General features: G+C 62.0%; 2 protein-coding genes. One reads left to right on the forward strand and one right to left on the reverse strand.

What is annotated here, in order from left to right; translation table 11 throughout:
* Positions 1-317 precede the first annotated feature (317 nt).
* The gene (locus LOY38_RS12660; protein WP_258700298.1) at positions 318-527 is read right to left on the reverse strand and encodes a hypothetical protein; all 210 of its coding nucleotides are present in this window, start codon (positions 525-527) and stop codon (positions 318-320) included.
* A 741-nt stretch (positions 528-1,268) separates the two neighbouring features.
* Here LOY38_RS12660 and LOY38_RS12665 point away from each other — a divergent pair.
* Positions 1,269-21,245 carry an amino acid adenylation domain-containing protein gene (locus tag LOY38_RS12665; protein ID WP_258700299.1) on the forward strand — a complete coding sequence of 6,659 codons (19,977 nt, stop codon included), beginning with the start codon at positions 1,269-1,271 and terminating at the stop codon, positions 21,243-21,245.
* The last annotated feature ends 40 nt before the right edge of the window (positions 21,246-21,285 follow it).

Raw genomic sequence — 21,285 nt, forward strand, 5'->3', positions numbered from 1 at the left:
TGTGCAGACTGAACGTCGTGGTGCGCTGACGGCGGCGGAGAAGTGTCGAATTTGGTTAATCAACTTTCCGGTACGTCATCGTCGAGGGAGGGCTCGAGACCAATCCGGCCGCCGACACTCGATACAAACCATCCGAACTGGATCGTGGGATTTATCCGCCGTGCCAACGATGCGTGCTGGCTTTGGAGTGCATGTGGTAGCAGACGGGGATACTGGGGCAACGCTTGATCAGCGTGGGTCTTGGGTCCTGAGCTTGGCCAAGCCCTGAAAATACGCACGCCAGAACTCGACCGCTTCTTGCGCTGTTTCCCGGTGTTTCACGCATTCGATCTCGAAAACATCCGTGCCTGCAGTGGTGTGGTTTCTCGCCAGACGCGTAATGCCGGGTCAGGTGTTTCCTGTATGCGCTGCAGCAAACTGCTTTCGCGATCCTTGATTTCGTCGAGCACGTAGTCGACGAACAGGCAGTAATTTTTTAGCGTGCAGACGCCAAAAATATGAAAACGATCCGTGTTGGGAGTGCTCACGAATGTCATCCTTTTCCATGGTGATAACGTGCCTTACACCGACTGGCACGTAGATCGTTAGCCTAATACCGATCTGGAAAATTGCGATTGCGAATGTTTTCTTGAGGGGGGGGGGAAGTCAGCTTTTAATCTACGAAACTGGTGGGGCAGAGCCCCGTCGGGGGAAGCCTGTCTGGTCGGTCAGTATCCGGCTGGCCGTCCGTCCTTCATTTGTAAAGTATTCGAATCTGGATTTGACAGGTCATCTCTTCCTACTAGGCTGGTACCGGTATTCTGTAGGAAGAGGTCCAGACCTGCAGGCGCAAGCGAGAAAATACGATCTCAAGTGGTGCGAGTCTACAATGGCGCAAGGCTGCATCATTGTCGCTGGCAAGCCTCAGGCACTCACTGGTAAAGGGAATTACTGTGTTCAGGAACACGGATGTGTTGGTCTTGCTCCTCACTGAATCTACATTGAACAGCCCAAATTCTTGCCACCGCAGCAAGGCCGAGGGCTGCTTTCCGCTTTTCTCTCTCACGGGCAGGCGCCTGTGAGTTTGTCACAAGCGTCCCTTCGAGGACGGTTAGCTTGCGCAGCAACGCGCCCCTCAATCATTAGCTGCACAAAAAACCCGAACAATCCCCCGGTAATCGACTGAAGGCTCGCACGGCAAGACGCTTACGTGAGCGTGCCGCGCTGACGGGTGACACGGATCAAAAGTCGCCGATGACGTCGGCCCAACTTGACAGGGAAGTCGCGCAGTGTCAGACAACCACTCAACGAATGACGGTGCACAGAGCACTACGCCCGCAGCGCAGCTCGGTGATCGTCTCCAGGAACGCGCGATCATTGCCGGCTGGAACGATACCCACCACGAATACCCGCTGGACCAGTGCCTACAGCAGCTGATCGAGCAACAGGTGGAACGCAGCCCTGACGCCGTGGCGGTGCGCTTCGGCGATCAAAGCCTGAGTTTTTGCCAGTTGAATCGCCGAGCCAATCGCTTGGCCCGTTACCTGCGCGAACTCGGCATCGGCCCCGACAGCCTGGTCGGCGTGCAGATGGAGCGTTCGCTTGAGCTGATGATCGCGCTGCTCGCCATCCTCAAGGCCGGTGGCGCCTACCTGCCGCTGGACCCGGGTTACCCCGAGGAACGGCTGGCCCTGATCATCGACGACGCCTCGGTCACCGTGGTGCTGACGCAGCAGCGTTTTGAGCTGCGCCTCAAGGCCCATGACGTTGCAGTGCTATGCCTGGACGATCCCGCGAACAAAGTGCTGCACGAAAACGACGCCAATCCCGCGTCCATCAATCGCCCTGATGATCTCGCCTACGTGATCTACACCTCGGGCTCAACCGGTCGGCCCAAAGGCTGCATGTTGCCGCACAAGGCGATCTGCAACCGGCTGCTGTGGATGCAGCGCCATTACGCCGTGGGGCCAGCTGACCGGATCCTGCAGAAGACGCCTTACACTTTTGATGTGTCGGTCTGGGAGCTGTTTCTGCCGTTGCTCAGCGGTGCCTGTCTGGTCATGGCGAGGCCGGAAGGCCACAAAGACGCCCACTATCTGGTGGACATCATCAAGGCGCAGCGGATCACCATCTGCCACTTCGTGCCGTCCATGTTGCGCTTCTTCCTCAAGCACCCGGCGGTTGGCGAATGCCGGTCACTGAGCAAGGTGTTTGTCAGCGGCGAAGCACTGACCCACGACCTGCTGCTGCAGTGTCGCGCGCTGCTGAGCGCGCAATTGCACAACCTCTATGGCCCGACCGAGGCGGCGGTGGACGTCACCTGGTGGCTCGCCGAACCGCGCGAGGACCAGCGCGTGCCGATCGGCCGGCCCATCGACAATATTCAAATCCACATCCTCGATGCCGGGTCCAATCCGGTGCCGATCGGCCAGACCGGCGAGCTGTGCATTGGCGGCGTCGGCCTGGCCCGGGGTTATCTCAATCGGCCCGAGCTGACGGCTGAGAAATTCGTCCACGATCCGTTCTCCACTGAACCCCACGCCCGGCTTTACCGCACCGGTGATGAGGCACGTTTCCTCGACAATGGCGAGATCGAAGTGCTGGGGCGTTTCGACTCGCAGGTCAAACTGCGGGGTTTTCGCATCGAGCTGGGCGAGATCGAAAACACCCTCAAAAGCCATCCGTTGATCAGCGATGCGGTGGTGCTGGTCAAGGATCCCGGCTCTGAAGATCCCAAACTGGTGGCCTATGTCGTCGCCGAGGGACTGGATAAAAAGGCGATACGCGACTTCGTAAAATCCCGTCTGCCCGAGTACATGACGCCGAATCTGGTTCATTTCGTCGAGCAGATCCCGGTCACGCCCCATGGCAAGGCGGATCGTCAGGCGCTGCTGGCCGGTGACGGTCTCTCGCCAGGCAGTTCCCAGGCTCCAGCCGTGGATCCCCAGGCACTGACCGCCTGGCTGCAACACTATTTTATCGAGGCGCTCGGCATCAATGAGCTGGCGGTTGACGATGATCTTTTTGATCAGGGCGCAACCTCCTTTACCCTAGTGCAAGCGGTCCACAGCATCCATCAGCAGTACCAGGTGACGCTGCCGGTCGAGATGTTCCTTGAGCAACCGACCATTGCCGCCGTCACGGCCTTTATTCTCGAGGCCAAGGGCGTTACGCCCGAGCAGGCGCCGCTGGTGGAGGCCGCGCCGCCGCCACAGCCAACCGCCCATGAGTTGATTCGGCTGGAGACGGTGCGCTTTGATTCGCGCGCTTATCAGCGAACAGACGACGCTTCACCCGCCAGCCTTGAACGGCTGGGTTGCCTGCTCTCGTTATTGCGCGAAGTGACGCTGGAGGGCGAGGGCAAATACCTCTATTCATCGGCTGGCGGCCTCAACGCCATCCAGTGTTATGTGTATGTCGCCGAGGGGCGGATCGGGGGGCTGCCGGGCGGCGCCTGGTACTACCAGCCACGGCTCAACCGTCTGTTACCCGTCAGTGTGCCGGCCATTCTGGACCCGCAGGCCCTGCGTGCGGAGCAGCGCGCGCAACTGGCCGAAGCCGGTTTTGCGCTGTTTCTGGTCGCCGAAACCGCGGCCATCACGCCGCTCTACAACCATGCCGCCCCGTCACTGCTGGTGCTCGAAGCGGGTTATATCGAGCAACTGTTGCTGTCGCGCCAGGCGGACTTCGACATCGCGTTGACACCGGCCTATGGCGTGGACGTCGCGGCGGTGGTCGCGCTGTTCAAGTTGCAGCCGAGCCACCGTTTGCTGCATTGCCTGATCGAGGGCGACTCACCGGCTGTTCTGACTGGGCAGCCCGGCCACTTGTTCGCTGAGTTCCTGGCAGAAAACAACAACGGTTTTGACCTGCCGGGCAAGGAGGCGCTGGAGCAACTGCACCGCCAACAACGCCAGATTCGCCATGATCTGCCGGAGCAGGGTGACAGCGTCATCGAACTGCCCACTGCCCCGGTCAGCGCCGATGCACTGCGACTGCGGGCCGCCAAGCGACAGTACGGAGGCGAGCCACTGAGCGTGGCGCAGTTGAGCCGGTTGTTGAGTCTGTTGAAAGCCGGGCAGGGCAGCGGTTATTTGTACAACGCCGACGCCGCACTGGACCTGAAGATCTACCTGCACCTGGCCGGGCCGACCACCGGGCACGGCGAGGCGCAATGTCCGCCTCCCGGCATTTACCGCTACCACCGCGACAGCCATAGCCTGAGTCGCATCGGCGAAGGCGATCCACTGGCGTTCAATGGCAGCTACACACCGTTCAACCGCAAACACGCGCAGCAGGCCCGGTTGCGGATCTTCATCATCGCCGGTCGCTCACCGGCTTACGGCGGTGAAAGTCGTTATTTCAACCTCCTCCAGGCCGGACGAATCGGCCAGTTGCTGTTGGAGAAACAGGCTGAGTTCGGCATCGGGCTGTGCCCAATCGGCTCGATGTACTTCGACAGAATTCGCGGCGCTTTTGACTTGGATGAGGGCGACGAACTGCTGCACAGTTTCGTTGGCGGCACCGTCACGCAATTGCTTCCGGTGGGCTGGCCACGGCTGGAGCTCCACAGTGGCAGCCGTAGCGCCTCTGTGTATGCGAATGACGGCGCGCTGGCGATCATCGGCATCAGCGGTCGCTATCCCGGAGCCGCCAATCCGCAAGAGTTGTGGCAAAACCTCAGCACTGGCCGCTCGGCGATCAATACCGTCAGCCGCGAATCGCTGCTGTATGGCGACGACGTCAGCGCGGATTCGCCACAATGGGCGGTCGGCGCGCTGGCCGGCAAGCAACTGTTTGATCCGCTGCTGTTCAAGATCACTCCCGCCGAGGCGAAGACCCTGGATCCTCAGGAACGCCTGTTCCTGCAAACGGTCTGGCATTGCCTGGAAAACAGCGGTTATACCGCCGCCGGTTTGCGGCGCATGGCCGAGCGGGTCGGTGTATTTGTCGGCGCGATGTGGGGCGATTACCAGCACCACCAGCCCGGCGAACAAGGCGAGCGAACCACCTCGTTCCTCTCGGCGATTGCCAACCGTGTGTCGTTCTTCAACGACTTCAATGGCCCCAGCGTTGCATTCGACACCTCATGTTCGTCAGCGATGACGGCCCTGCATTTTGCATGCAGCAGTATTCGCCAGGGTGAATGTCAGGCGGCGATTGTCGGCGGCGTGAATCTGATCAGTCATCCTTCACACCTTGAGCTGCTGACGTCGCTTGCGCTGTTGTCCGGCGACGGCCAGTCGCACCCGTTCGGCCTTAACGCCAACGGCTGGGTGGCGGGCGAAGGCGTTGGCGCGTTGTTGATCCGGCCACTTGAAGACGCCAGGCGCGACGGTGATCAGATCCTCGGTGTCATCCGCACCACCGCTATCAGCCATAGCGGCAAGACATTTCGCTACGGCACCCCGAGCGCCGACAGTCAGGCCGCGTCGATGCGCCGGGTGCTGCAACAGGCGGGGCTGCCTGCCGAGGCGATTGGCTACGTGGAAGCCGCAGCGCCTGGCGCCAGTCTGGCGGACGGGGCCGAGTTTGCGGCGATCAACAAAGTCTTCGGCAGCCGCCTCGGTGATCTGCCGCTGAAAGTCGGGTCGATCAAGGCCAATATCGGCCACCTCGAATCGGCGTCGGCATTGTCGCAGATCACCAAGGTATTGATGCAGTTCAAACACCGACAAATAGCGCCGACTCTCGGCTGCAATCCGTTGAGTCCACTTGTGGGACTTGAGAACAGCAACCTTGCCATCGCCGATACGTTGAGTGAGTGGCAAGGGCCGCAACGTGCATTGATCAACGCCTTCGGCGCCAGCGGCTCCGGTGGTCACCTGATCCTTGATGCGCCGCCACCACAGGCCGCAACGACGCAGGCCGTCGGGCCCTGGCTGTTTCCCTTTACCGCCGCTAGCCGCGCGCAGCTTGAACAAGTGGTGACGGCTTTTGCCGACGATCTGCAGGCAGGACGCCTGGGCGACGCCAGCCTCGGCGATATCAGCTACACCCTCTGTGTCGGCCGGGTCCCGCTCGGCCATCGTCTGGTGCTGGTGGCCGACACCGAAGCCGAACTGCTGACGTTACTCAAGGCCGAGCATAGCCAGTCAGCGCTGCGTGGCACCCTCGCCAGAGAGGCGCAACCGGCTGCTCTCGAACTGGACTTGCGCGGCCTCGACCGCCACGCCCTGAACGCTATCGCCAGCCGCTGGGTCGTCGGCGAGAGCGATCTGGCCGAGATTGCCCGGCATGACTCTCGGCGAGTGGCGTTGGCGCCATACCCCTTTGCAGCCGTCGACTGTCATATCGTGGCTTGTGCCGGAGACGAATCTGCACAGCCGCCAGCGCGAGATGACACGCTGCAAACGGCGCTTGAGGGCTATCTCAAGCAGCACTTTTCCAGGGTGTCGGCAATTCCCGAGAACAGCATCGACAGTCTCGAAAGCTTTGATCGCTACGGCTTGACCTCGCTGATGATCACCTCGCTCAACCAGCGGCTGGCAGAAGCGTTTGGCGAGTTGTCCAGCACGCTGTTCTTCGAGCACCAGAGTATCAGCGCACTGGCGACCTGGTTTGCTGCCGAACATCCATCGCGCAGCCGCCAAATACTGGGGATTCAGGCGCCCGCCAAACAATCCGCCCAGTCCGCCAGAGCAGCACAACGTCCTGAAACAAACCGACGCCAGGGGCGCGACGAACCGATTGCGATCATCGGCCTGGCCGGGCGCTTTCCCGGTGCACCGGATGTCGACAGTTTTTGGGACAACCTGAAAAATGCAGTCGACAGCATCAGCGAGATCCCCGCCGAGCGTTGGCAGCACCATCATTACTACAGCCGCGACCGTAGCCTCAAAGGCAAGATCAACACCAAGTGGGGCGGTTTCATCGACGGCGTCGACCGCTTCGATCCACTGTTTTTCAACATTTCGCCGCGCGACGCCGAACGCATGGATCCGCAGGAACGGATCTTCCTCGAAACCGCCTGGCATACCCTCGAAGACGCGGGCTACGATCGGGCCGCACTGCAACGTCATTACCAGGGACGAATGGGCGTGTTTGTCGGCGTGATGCATGGCGAATATTTGCTGTATACGCGCTCTGCTGCCGCCGATTGCGCCGATGACGCGGTGGATTCATCGTTTGGTTCGATTGCCAATCGCGTGTCCTACGTCTTTGACTGCAACGGCCCGAGCATGGCCATCGACACCATCTGCTCGTCCTCACTGACCGCGCTGCACCTGGCCGTCGAGAGTCTGAAACGCGGCGAGTGCCAGGTGGCGCTGGCCGGTGGCGTCAACTTGTCGTTGCACCCCAATAAATACTTTATCCAGTCGCAGCTGACCATGTCCTCGACCGATGGCCGCTGCCGCAGTTTCGGCGAAGGCGGCGATGGTTTTGTGCCCGGCGAAGGTGCTGGTGCGGTGTTGCTCAAACCGCTGGCCCGGGCGCAGGCCGATGGCGACAATATCTACGGCGTCATCCGCGCGACCTCGGTCAACCATAACGGCAAGACCCATGGCTACACCGTGCCGAGCCCCAATGCCCAAGGCGCAATGATCGCCGAGTCGCTGGAAAAGGCCGGCATGAATCCACGCGAGCTGAGCTATATCGAGGCGCACGGCACGGGCACCGCGTTGGGCGATCCGATTGAAATCAGCGGTCTGCAACAGGGCTTTGCCCGACGCAGCGCGGTACTCGGCAGCGAGCCGGCATTGGCGCAACAGTGCGCGCTCGGTTCCGCCAAATCGAACATCGGCCATCTGGAGTCGGCAGCCGGCATCGCCGGGATAGCCAAGGTGCTGTTGCAACTCAAGCATCGCCAATTGGCGCCGTCGCTGCATTCGAGTCGTCTCAACCCTGGAATTTCCTTTGCCGACTCGCCGTTCTACATTCCTCAGCAACTGCAAGCGTGGCGTCGACCGCTGCTCAATCTCGATGGCCGCGAACGCGAGTATCCACTGGTAGCCTCGGTCTCGTCTTTTGGCTCTGGCGGATCGAACGGCCATGTGATCATCGCTCAATACGTGGCGCCTGTCCGGGACGAGCCGGTTGCCGGGCAGCCCGCGATCATTGTGCTGTCGGCCAGAACCCCGGCCCAGCTGCAACAGCAAGTCGAGCGTTTGCAGCAGTTCCTGCAACGGTGCGACACGGAAGGCGAGCTGCCGCGTCTGGCGGACCTGGCCTTTACCCTGCAACGGGGCAGGGAAGCGCTGGAATATCGCCTGGCCTTCAGCGTCGCCGCAATCAGTGAGCTGCAGGAGCGCTTGGCGCAGGGCCTGGCGCAACTGATCAAGGCCCCGGAGCACTTTGGCTGCTTCGACGGCCTGCATATCGGTCGGGTGCAAGACAACAAGGCCGCAATAGCGGTTCTGGCCCACGATGAGGACATGGCGGCAACGCTGGCGGCCTGGGCCGATAAAGGCAAATACCAGAAGTTGCTGGAGCTGTGGGTCAAAGGGCTGACGTTCGACTGGGCGCTGTTCGGGGCGGCGACCACGGGCGCGGCCAGACGGATCAGCCTGCCCGGTTATCCCTTCGCCCGCGAGCGGATCTGGGTGTCCGGCGACTTCCATTTTCCGCCTCAGGCTGAGCAGGTCGGCGAGGCCCGCTTGCACCCGTTGCTGCACCGCAACGTGTCCGATCTGTCGCAACAGAAATTCACCTCGGTGTTCAGCGGCAATGAGTTTTTCCTGAGAGATCATCGCGTGCGTAACCAGAAAGTGCTGCCCGGCGTGGCCTACCTGGAGATGGCGCGAGAAGCCATCAGCCGCTCCCTCGGCGAGCTGCCATCGTCCGGCGCCGTGAGTCTGTGCAATCTGGTATGGTCGCAACCGCTGATGCTCGGCGAGCAGGGCGATGAACCTGCCACCGTCGATATCCACATCAACAGCGTCGAGCCCCATCGGCTGACGTTCGAGATTCGCGAACACCAACAGCAAACCCTGTGTTGCCAGGGCGAAGCCGTGTTGCTGCAAAACTCGCTCGAACCGGCTGCATCGCTGGCGTCCTTGCAAGCCGCTATCAAGGGTCATCGCCTCGACGCCGATGCGCTTTACCGGCTGTTCGATAGCATCGACATCCACTACGGCCCCAGCCACCGACCGGTTCGCGAACTGCATATCGACGACGGGCAGTTGCTGGCGCGGATCGAACTGCCCCCGTCCCTGAGTGCCGGCCACCGACAATTTGTTCTGCACCCGAGCCTGATGGACGGCGCCTTGCAGTCGACTGTGGGCCTGCTGGTAGCAGATCAGCTTGGCCAAGGTGCAGCACCGCAACTCAGGCAAACCCGAGTGCCTTTTGCGCTGGCCCGGTTACAGCAGAGCGGTGGGGCACTGGGTGAGCAGATATGGGCTTGGGTGCGGCCCGGTGCCGAGAACACGGAGGCGGGGCAGTCGAGCTTTGATATCGACATTTACAATCAGCAGGGCGAGCATTGCGTCGCACTTCAGGGTTTTGTCTTGCGCGAAATGAAGGCGTCGTCACCGCTGGAGATGATGCTCGACGACCGCCCACAGACCGACTGCTATCTGGTGGAAAAATGGCGCCGGGTCAGTCCTCAACCGTTGCCACCAAGCAGCGCCCGGCTGTTGCTGATAGCCAATGATCCCCAAGGCCAGCAACAGTTGACCGCCCGCTATCCGCACGCCGTTTCGCTGTTGCTGGATGGCAGCGAATCCATCGAAAAACTCACCGGGCTGCTGGGCGAGGCAGGCCCGGTGGAGCATCTGCTGTGGCTGGCGCCGACGGAAAAGGCGATGGGCGAAAGCGCCGACGGCATGATCAACGCCCAGCAGACTGGCGTGCAGAGCTGCTTCCGCTTGATCAAGGCGCTGTTGGTATTGGCGCTGGATCAGCAACCTCTCAAATGGACGGTAATCACCCGCGCAACGCTGACGGTGTTCGGTGAAGCCAGCCCGCTGCATCAGGCCACCACTGAACCGGTGGCGCCCGCTCACGCCAGCCTCCACGGGCTGATCGGCGTGATGGCCAAGGAATATAGCCACTGGCTAGTGCGGCTGGTGGACTTGCCGGCAGGCGACAGCTGGCCGAGTCTGGATCTGTTGTCGTTACCCGCCGATCCGCGTGGCGACACGCTGGCCTGTCGTAACGACGTCTGGTATCGCCAGTATCTGGCGCCTTGCCTGCCGCCAGCCGAAGTGGCTGCCGAAAGTCTTTACCGCGATGGCGGCGTGTACCTGGTCGTCGGCGGCGCTGGCGGCATTGGTCGGCTGTGGAGCGAACACCTGATCCGCACCCGTGGCGCCCAGGTCATCTGGCTGGGGCGTCGCGAGCAGGACAGCCGGATTGACGCGGCGATCAGCGAACTGGCCCAGCTTGGCCCCGCGCCACACTACATCAGCGCCGACGCCGGCAACCACGCCGCGCTGCAACAGGCGGTGAAGCAAGTGCTGGCCGGGCATGGCCGGATTCACGGGGTGATCCATGCGGCGATCCAGCTTGAGGATCAAAGCCTGGCGCGCATGGACGCGCAAAAATTTGCCGCAGGCCTCGCCGCCAAGGTCGATGTCTGCGTACGGCTGGCCGAGGTGTTCGAACACCAGCCGCTGGACTTCATGCTGTTCTTCTCGTCGTTGCAAAGCTTCACCAAGTCGGCTGGCCAGAGCAATTACGCCGCCGGTTGCACCTTCAAGAACGCCTTCGGCCACTATCTGGCGCAACACCGTGGCTACCCGGTGAAGGTGATCAACTGGGGTTATTGGGGCGATGTCGGCTCAGTGGCCAGTGATGACTATCGGCGCAGAATGGCCGACGTCGGACTCGGTTCAATCGAAGGCGAACAGGCGATGCTGGCGCTGGAAACACTGCTGGGTGCCCGTGATGAGGGTGCCCCGCTCAGCCAGTTGACCTTCCTGCGCACTTCGCAGCGATTGAGTGACACGTTCAACCACCTGGCGCTGGCACGACATCCTGCCGGGCCTTTTGGTGAGTACGGCGAAATTCATCCGCCTGCCTACCCATCGCTGATCACCCGGATGCAGAAAAATCTACGGGTGGACAATCAGCAGGTTCGCAGCGCAACGGCACAGGTACAGACACACAAGGCGGCCCTCGACGAACTGCAAGTTCGCTTGCTCTACGCCCAGTTGCAGCAACTGGGCTACTTGCGTCGCGAGCGCGAATCGGTCACCGAAATGATGCAACGCAGTGGCCTGTTGCCGATGTATCAGCGCTGGCTCGACAAGAGTCTTGAGGAGCTGGCCCAACGCGGCTACGTGCAGCTGGAGGGCGACATCTGCCGTGTCACCCACCCGCAACCGCTGGCGGTCGAAGCCCTGTGGCACGAATGGGAAGCGCAACAGCCGGCCTGGCTCGAACAACCCAGCCTTAAAGCCGAAGCACTGCTCGCCGAAGCGACCCTGCGTGTATTGCCGCAGATACTCGATGGCCGGATCGTTGCCACCGACATCCTGTTCCCCGACGCCTCGATGTCCATGGTCGAGGGCATCTACAAAGACAATCCGGTGTCCGACTTCTTCAACGAAGTGTTGCTCGATGCCATGCTCGAATTTGTCAGGGGCCGTCTGGAACAGTCGCCACAGACGCCGCTTCGGATCCTGGAAATCGGCGCCGGCACCGGCGGCACCAGCGCGCGGGCCTTTGAAAAGCTGCGGCCGTATCAAGCGCAGATTGCTGAATACTGCTACAGCGACGTCTCCCAGGTGTTCCTGATGCACGCACGGCAGGTCTATGGTCCGCAAACCCCGTACCTCAGCTATCAGCTGCTCGATGTCGACAAGCCGCTGGCAGCACAGGGCATCATGCCCGGCGCCTACGATCTGGTGATTGCCACCAACGTCCTGCATGCGACGCAAGACCTGCACCGGGCCCTGAAAAACGCCAAGGCCGCGCTCAAACACAATGGCTTGGTGTTGATCAACGAGATTGCGCGCAATGGTCTGTTTACCCACCTGACCTTCGGTCTGCTCAAGGGCTGGTGGCTGTTCGACGACCCGGAGCTGCGCATGCCCGGCGGCCCGGCGCTCGCGCCAAAACAGTGGAAGCAGGTGCTGGAAAGCGAAGGGTATCGGCAGGTGTACTTCCCGGCGCTGGCCGACCACGACCTCGGGCAGCAGATCGTCATCGCCCAGAGCAATGGCATGGTCTGGCAGGACCGCAGCGATAAAGTCGAACCGGCCAGAACAGCGCCCGTCAACTGGGCGAAAGTGGCTGCTCAGGCGCCGCGAACGCCACAATCCGGCGTTATCGCAGCACCGATGGCCGAAGTCAGCAGCACGCAGCTCAAAGCCGAGACAGTCCGCTACCTCAAGCAGGTCATCGGCGGGCTGTTCAAAATTGTGCCCGAGCAGATCGACGCCCGTGAAGCGCTGGAAACCTATGGCATCGACTCGATTCTGGTGGTGCAGCTGACCAACCTGTTGCGCGACAAACTGGCAGGGATCAGCAGCACGCTGTTCTTCGAATACCAGACCGTCGAGGCGCTGGCAGATCATTTTGTCGTCACGCAGAAAGACCGGCTCAAGACGCTGCTGGGTCTTGATCAGACAACGGCAACCGTGGCGCCATCCGCAGTCGAAAGCGTCGAGCCATTGATCACACCGGGCAAGTCGCGCTTTATCGCCAAGGCAACCGACAACACGCCAGCAATGGCGCGCGGTTCAGATGTCGCCATCGTCGGTCTGGCGGGGCGTTACGCCAACTCCGACAATGTTCGCGAGCTCTGGCAGCACCTGAAAAATGCCGAGAACTGCATTGATGAAGTGCCGGCTGATCGCTGGGACTGGCATCAGTATTTTGATCAGGCACCGGGCACGGCGGGCCGCATCTATACCCCGTGGGGTGGCTTCATCCGTGAAATCGACAAGTTCGATCCGCTGTTCTTTCATCTTTCGCCCCGCGAAGCACTGAAAATGGACCCCCAGGAACGGCTGTTCCTGGAAGAGGCCTATCACTGCATCAGCGATGCCGGCTACACGCCGGGACGGCTGGCCGAACGGCATCGGGTCGGGGTGTTTGTCGGCGTAATGAATGGCACCTACGCCCGCCAGTCCACTTACTGGTCGGTGGCCAACCGCGTGTCTTATCAATTCAATTTCCAAGGCCCGAGCCTTGCGGTGGACACCGCCTGTTCGTCATCAATTACCGCGATTCATCTGGCGCTGGAAAGCCTGCACAGCGGTGTCAGCGACTGTGTGCTGGTCGGCGGGGTCAATCTGGTGGTCGACCCTGTTCACTACAGGGGCCTGACCGAGATGAAGATGTTGTCCGCAGGCAGGCAGTGCAAGGCGTTCGGCGCCGAGGCCGACGGATTTGTCGCGGGCGAGGGCGTGGGCGCATTGCTGCTCAAACCACTGGCGCAGGCCGAGGCTGATGGCGACCGGATCTACGGCGTGATCAAAGCAAGCATGATCAATGCCGGTGGCAAAACCAATGGCTACACCGTGCCAAATCCCTTGGCCCAGAGCCGACTGGTAGTTGATTCGCTGGCTCGGGCCGGTATCGATGCCAGAGCCGTGAGCTACGTCGAGGCCCACGGCACCGGCACCGCGCTGGGCGACCCGATCGAGATCGCCGGTCTGACGCGGGCATTCAAGACCAGTGTGCAAACGCCCGTCAGGCAGTACTGCGCCATTGGCTCGGTCAAATCCAATATCGGCCATTGCGAAAGCGCCGCCGGCATCGCCGGTATCACCAAGGTGCTGCTGCAACTTCAGCACCGCCAATTGGTGCCGTCACTGCACGCCGATGCACTCAACCCGGAGATCGATTTCGTCAACAGCCCGTTCGCCGTGCAGCAGTCGCTGGCAGAATGGTCGCGGCCGCAAGTGCTGATCGACGGCATGTTGCAGACGTTCAAGCGCATTGCCACGGTGTCTTCCTTCGGCGCGGGTGGCGCCAACGCCCACGTGGTGATCGAAGAATACGAAGACCACAGGGTGCGGCCACAGATTGCCGTCAATGAGCAGCAACCGGCGATCATCCCGTTGTCTGCCAGGACCCGCGAGCAATTGGTGCAGCAAGCCAGACTGTTGCTGGACGAGCTTGCGCAGGACGCACTTGGCGACGCCGATCTGCCGGCGCTGGCCTTTACCTTACAGGTCGCTCGTGAGGCGATGGAGCATCGCCACGGATTGCTGGTCAGTTCACTGACCCAGTTGAAAACCCGGCTGCGGGATTTCATCGACAACGGCGGCGCGCAGGCGCGTGGCCGGCTCAAGCCTGACGCTCAGGCTTCGAGCGCCGACATCGTCGGCTGGATCGAACGCGGCGAGCAACAAAAACTGCTCGACGCCTGGCTCAGCGGCGTCCCCCTGGATTGGCGCCTGATGTACCCGCAGGGCGCGCCCGCGCCGCTCAGCTTGCCGGGTTACCCCTTTGCTCGCGAGCGCTACTGGCGCGATCCGCAGCAATCAGTCGTGTCGGCTATCGCGAAAGAGGAACGGCTGCACCCACTGCTACATCGCAACGTGTCGGACCTGCGCGGCTTGCGTTACCTGACCCGGTTCACCGGTGGCGAGAGCGTGTTGGTTGAGCATCAGGTCAACGGGAAGGGCGTTCTGCCGGGGGCGGCGATGATCGCCATGATCCAGGCGGCTTTGACCGACGCCTTGGGCGGCGCGGTGCCTGCGGGCAGGTCGCTGGTGATTCGCAATCTGGCCTGGCTTCAATCATTCAGCATTGACGCCGCCAACAAGGGCGAGCTGTTCCTTGAGCTGTCGGTACAAGCAGAGGGCGAATACCAGATCGGGATTTGCTCCTACGATCGCGCCGGTCAGTTGCAGCTGCATTGCCGGGCCTTGGCGGCCACCGCCGTGGTCCAGGCGGCGCAACTCGACTTCAACAGCCTCGGCGCCCAAGTAATCGACGTTGAAGCCTGCTACCAGTGCTTTGCCGTGATGGGCATCGACTATGGCATCGGTCATCGTCGTCTGCTGTCGCTGTTGCGCCAGGACGATAAGGCGTTGGCGCGTGTCGCCCTGCAAAACCCGGCGTTGAACGCCGGTTTCGCCCTGCATCCGGCGTTGCTGGATGCCGCCATGCAGGGTGTCATGGCCTTGCTGTTTGATGAACTGGGCGAGCGTCCGGCGTTGCTGCTGCCCGACGGTCTGGGTGAATGCGTGTTGTTTTCCGACTGCCCGGCGATCCTGCAAGTGCAGATCCGCAGCGCCGGGACCACGCCGGGCGGTTATCGCTTTGATCTGGCGTTGTTCGATGAAAATGGCCAGTGCTGCGCGACGCTGAATCAGTTGTCGTTCAAGACCGTATCCGGGCAAGGCCTTGGCGCCAGCAGCGGACTGCTGTGTCACAAAAACTGGCGCGACGCTGAGCAGACGGGTACGTCAGTAGCGCAGGGCATTACTCAGGTGGTGCTGACGCACGCGTTTTACGACTTGATGGAGCCTCTACAGGCGCGGGGCATCAGTTGTTTCGCCTTGCCAGAGGGTGACTATCAACACGCCGCGCTGGCGCTTGCCGAACAGCTCAAATCCTTGCTCCGCACTGGCCAGCCCTGCCTGACACAACTGCTGGTCCCGATCAACGACCCACACGGTTATTGCGGTCTCGGCGGCCTGTTGTGCAGCGTCAGCCGCGAACAACCGGCGCTCATCAGCCAACTGATAGAAGTGGCACCGGGGCTCGACACGCAGCAACTGCTGACGCAATTGTCAGCCGAGGCTGCAGACCCTGGCGAGCGCCAACTGCGCTATCTGGCCGATGCCGGCACACTGCGCCGTCAGCAACTGAGCTGGCGCCACCAGCCGCTGGACCATGCTCCCGCGCCTTGGCGGCCAGAGGGTGTCTACCTGATTACCGGTGGTTTGGGCGGTGTCGGCACGGTCATGGCGCGAGCGATCATCGCTGCCGCGCCTCAGGCCCGTGTCGTGCTCTGTGGCCGCACGCCGACCGATGCACCGTCAGTGGTCGACAAGCTGGCGCAACTGGGTACTGGCGTTGATTACCGCGCAGTGGATCTGGCCGATGCCGATCAGGTTCAATGCCTGATCGCTGATGTCGTCAACCATCACGGCGCATTGCACGGGATCATCCATTGCGCCGGCATCACCCGCGACGCCTTGCTGACAGACAAACCCAGGGAGGACTTTGCCGCTGTGTTCGCCGCCAAGGTTGACGGCGTGCACCATCTCGACCGCTTCAGTGCCGGCTCGGCGCTGGATTTCTTCGTGCTGTACTCCTCGATTGCCAGCGTCCTGGGCAACGCCGGACAGACGGATTACGCCGCTGCCAACGGCTATCTGGACGCCTTCGCCAGCCTGCGCAATCAGCAGGTCGCAACGGGAACGCGGCATGGCCGCACGCTGGCGATCAACTGGCCGCTGTGGCTCGAAGGTGGTCTGCATATGAGCGATACGGCGCGGCGCGTTCTGGCGCAACGCACCGGCATCGAAGCGATGGCCAGCGCCACCGGCATTCAGGCGTTCTGTCAGGCGTTGCACAGCAATGAAGACCAACTGATGGTGCTGGCCGGCGACACCGACAAACTGGTCGCGTTGCTCAGCCACGAATCGACCCCGGCTGTCGAGGCAGCGCCTATAGACGGTGAAAACCTGCTGGCCTGGCTGCGTCAGTTGTTGGCCAATACGGTGAAGATCGGCCCGTCGCGGTTGGATAACGACGTGCCGTTTGAACAGTACGGCATTGATTCGCTGATGATCATGGAGATGACCGCCGCGCTGGAAAAACGCTTCGGCGCATTGTCCAAAACATTGTTTTTTGAATACCCGAGCCTGCAGGGCCTGGCTGACCATCTGGCCACGCGGCAGGCGCGAAAACCGCCACAGGAGCCATTGATAATCCAGCTGCGGACCTTGCTGGCGAGTACCTTGAACACGCCGCCGGAACAAATCGATGACCAGCAGTGTTTCGAGGACCATGGTATCGACTCGTTGCAGATCCTCGACCTCACGCGGCGCCTCGAACAACGTTTTGGCGCGCTATCGCCCGCGCTGCTGTTCGAGCATTCCAGCCTCCGGGCCCTGGCGGACTATCTGGCATCAAGAAACACCACGGCGGTTACCGAACCCGTCGCCGCAACCCGCGATCAACAGCGCCGGCTGTTCGACAGCCCCGCGTACCATCTGCCGCCGACCCCGCAGCAGCGCGACGATGTCGCGATCATTGGCATCGCCGGGCGCTACCCTGACGCCGATGACCTTGAAGCCTTCTGGCAGAACCTCAGCCAGGGCAAAAACAGTATCGGCGAAATTCCTCCCGAGCGCTGGGACTGGCGCGACTACTACAGCACTAACCGCAGGGTGAGCGGGGTGCACAACAGCAAGTGGGGCGGCTTTATTGACGGCATCGATCAGTTTGATCCGCTGTTCTTCAATATTTCGCCGCTGGAGGCCGAGCTGATCGACCCACAGGAGCGACTATTTCTGCAAACTGCCTGGGCGGCCATGGAAGACGCCGGCTACAGCCGCCAGCTCGGTGATAACGGCCAGCAGGTCGGCGTCTATGCCGGCGTGATGTACAGCGAATACCAACTGCTGGGCGCAGAAGCCAGCCTGCGCGGCGAGCGCATGGGGTTTGCCGGCTCCAGCGCGAGTATCGCCAACCGGGTGTCGTTCTGCCTCAACTTGCAAGGCCCGAGCCTGTCGCTCGATTCGATGTGTTCAAGCTCACTGACCGCTCTGCATCTGGCCTGTCAGGACCTGCGCAGTGGTCGCACCACCATGGCCATTGCCGGTGGTGTCAACCTGACGCTGCATCCCAACAAGTACCTGATGCTCAGCAGCGGCCAATTCATCTCCAGCCAGGGCCAGTGCGCCAGCTTCGGTGAAGGCGGGGACGGTTATGTGCCGGGCGAAGGCGTGGGTGTGGTGATCCTCAAGCGACTGGCGGATGCCGAGCGCGATGGCGATCAGATTTACGGGCTGATCAAGGGCAGCTACCTCAACCACGGCGGCAAGAACACCGGTTACAGCGTGCCCGATCCACGGGCGCAGCAGGCCGCGATCAGCGGCGCGCTCAAGGATGCGCAGGTTGACCCGGCGGCCATCAGTTACATCGAGGCCCACGGCACCGGCACTCGTCTGGGCGATCCGATCGAAATAGCTGGCCTGGCCAATGCCTTGGGTAAGCGCACACCTGCGCAGACCTGCTGGATCGGCTCGGTGAAATCGAACATCGGTCACTGCGAAGCGGCTGCCGGCATCGCCGGCTTGACCAAGGTGCTTTTGCAGCTCAAACACGGGCAAATCGTGCCCTCGCTGCACTCCAGGACACTCAACCCCTTTATCGATTTTGCGGCGACCCCGTTCGAGGTCAACCAGCACCTGCGCGATTGGCCGCAGCCGTCGCACGACGGTCAGCCAATGCCGCGCATCGCCGGGATTTCCTCGTTTGGCGCGGGCGGCTCCAACGCCCACTTGATCGTTGCGCAGTACTTGCAAGCGAATCGGGTATCCGTTGCCGATGGCAAGCCCGAAATGATTATGCTGTCTGCCCGCGAGCCTGAGCAGTTGCGCCAGACCGCCAGCCGTCTGCTCGCCAGACTGGAGCAGGCGCCGGCTACTCACAGGCTGGCCGCTATTGCGTACACATTGCAGGTAGGTCGCGAGGCGATGGAGCATCGCGCGGCATTTATCACGGCTTCGATGGCAAGCCTGCGCGACGCTTTGCGCGGTCTGGCTGGCGGCGACAGTCGTGGCTGGATTTGCGGTGACACGAACGCCAGCAGCGACCACGTCGAACAGTTCAAGAACCGCTTCCCGAGCCAGTGGCGCGAGCAGTTGGCCAGGTTGTTTGCCAACGGTGAGCAGCAACAATTGCTGGAGCTGTGGAGCGCGGGGCTGCGTATCGACTGGACGGCGTTGTGGGCCGCCAGCGGCGAGCGACGCCAGCGCATCAGCCTGCCAACTTATCCCTTCGCCACCAGCCGGTACTGGGCGCCCACGGGTGCCCGTTGCTTGACTTCGGCACCGATGGGCTTGCATCCGTTGCTGCATCGCAACAGTTCGACCTTCGACCATCAGCAATTCACCAGCGTCTTCAGCGGTGATGAGCCGTGGTTGCGCGACCACGTGGTGAACGGGCGTAAAACGCTGCCCGGTGCTGCCTGCCTGGAGCTGATCAGGGCGGCGGTGACGCATTCACTGGTGGGCGGTGAGGCGCAGGCCATGGTCATCGAGCAGCTCAACTGGCTGGCGTCGCTGACGGTAGAATCCGCACCGCGTCGCCTGCGGGTCAACCTGGAACGCGTGAATGGTCAGCTTGCGGTGACGGTGCTTGGCGAAGACGGCGATCAACCGCATTGTCAGGCCCGAGTGATAACGGATGTGCAGCCGGTAGCCGAGCGACTGGATCTGGCGCACTGGCGCGACCGCACTTGGCAACGGCGCCTGGACGACCGCGAAGTCTATCGATTGTTCGACCAGATGGGCCTGGCGTACGGCGCCAGCCATCGCGGTATCCGCCAGCTGCTGATAGCGGAGCAGGGCGGCCAGCGCGAAGTGCTGGCGCAGTTGAATCTGGAGGGCAGCTTTCCCGATGGCGAATGGTGGCTGGAGCCAGGGATGACCGACAGTGCATTGCAGGCCGCCATCGGCATGCTGCTGCCACTGGACGACAGCGGCGCTGCGCCGCTGTCGCTCGTGATGCCCTTTGCCTTGCAGCGGCTGGAGATTATCGCGCCGTGTCAGCGGGAGATGTGGGCCGTGTTGCGCAGCGACCTCGCCGACAACCCGGCTGGCCGGATCAATATCGATCTGTGTGACGATCAGGGACGTATCTGTGCACGGTTTGTCGGCTTGAGCTCGAGACAGCTTACGGCGGCTGCGAAAAAGCCGGTGACGAAACAAATACAGCAGCTAATGACGCCAATCTGGTCGGTGGTCGACGGCACGGTCAGCGAGCGGCAGCACATCCATGGCGCGAGGTTGATCTTCGGTGCGACCCCGGCCCGTCGTCAGGCGCTGGCCGAGCTCTATCCTCAGGCTGCATGGGTGGACGACTCGCCGCCCGACTACGAAGCCGAACTGCACGCCCGGCCCGGATTGGCCGAGGTCATGTGGCTGGCACCGCCCGACGATGGCAGCACTGACCTGATCGCGGCGCAACAGCACGGCATCGTGGCGTTGTTCAGGTTGATCAAGGCGCTGCTGAGTCAGGGCTACGGTCCTCGGCCTCTGCGCTTGACCCTGGTCACCAATCAGGCGATCGGCATCCGCCCCGGCGAGTCCTGCCGTTCGGCTCACGCGGCGGTGCATGGACTGGCGGGTTCACTGGCCAAAGAGTATCCGCACTGGATCGTGCAGCTCGCGGATTTGCCTGATGAGCGTCTGGCCTTGCTGGACGCAGTACCGTTCGCCGGCGTCGCCTCAGGTGAACTGCTGGCACTACGTCAAGGCCAATGGTGGTTTCGCCAACTGGCGCAGGTGAAGGCCGACACAACGCCAACCCGCCTGCCGGTCTATCGGGACGGCGGCGTCTATCTGGTCATCGGTGGTGCCGGGGGAATCGGGGCCGTCTGGAGCCGACACATGATCAGCCAACATCGCGCCCGGGTGATCTGGATCGGTCGCCGTGCGCTGGATGCGCAACTGGAAGCCAAACTTGACGATCTCACCGCCGTCAGCCTGATGCATGACGCCCCGGCACCGGTTTACCTGCAAGTCGATGCCGCAGACGAACAGCAACTGGCCATGGCGAAACAGCAGATCACCGAGCGTTTTGGCCCGATCAATGGCGTGGTGCATTCGGCCATCGTTCTCAAGGATCAAAGCCTGGCCAACATGGATGAGCAGACATTCACCAGCGTGCTGAACGCCAAGGTTGCCACCAGCGTGGCACTGGCCCGCACGTTCGGGGACAGTGCTGCCGCGCTTGATTTCGTGCTGTTTTTCTCCTCGATGATGTCCTTCAGCACCTCCGCCGGCCAAAGCAACTACGCGGCGGGCTGTACCTTCGCCGATGCGTTTGCCGATCAGCTCAGGGGCCAATGGTCGTGCCCGATCAAGGTGATCAACTGGGGGTATTGGGGCAGCGTCGGTACGGTGAGTGATGCCCGTTATCGGGAGCGGATGACCGCGCTCGGCCTGGGCTCCATCGAACCCGAGGAAGGCCTGCGCGCGCTCGAGCAATTGCTGGCGGGCGAGCTGCACCAACTGGCGCTGCTCAAGCTCTTGCAAAGTGACGAAATCGACGGGCACCACAGTCTGGCCGGTCTTCTCGGCCATGAACACATCGCGCTCTCTGCGCACACATCCGGCGCCATGGCGGCGATGCAGGACAGGTTAGGGGAAAGGCTGGCGGCGTTGGCAGCGATCATGTAACGCCCCAGGGCAAACACCCATTCACCCACAGCAGACGCGA

It is taken from the genome of Pseudomonas sp. B21-015 (assembly GCF_024749285.1).
Classification (GTDB): Bacteria; Pseudomonadota; Gammaproteobacteria; order Pseudomonadales; family Pseudomonadaceae; genus Aquipseudomonas.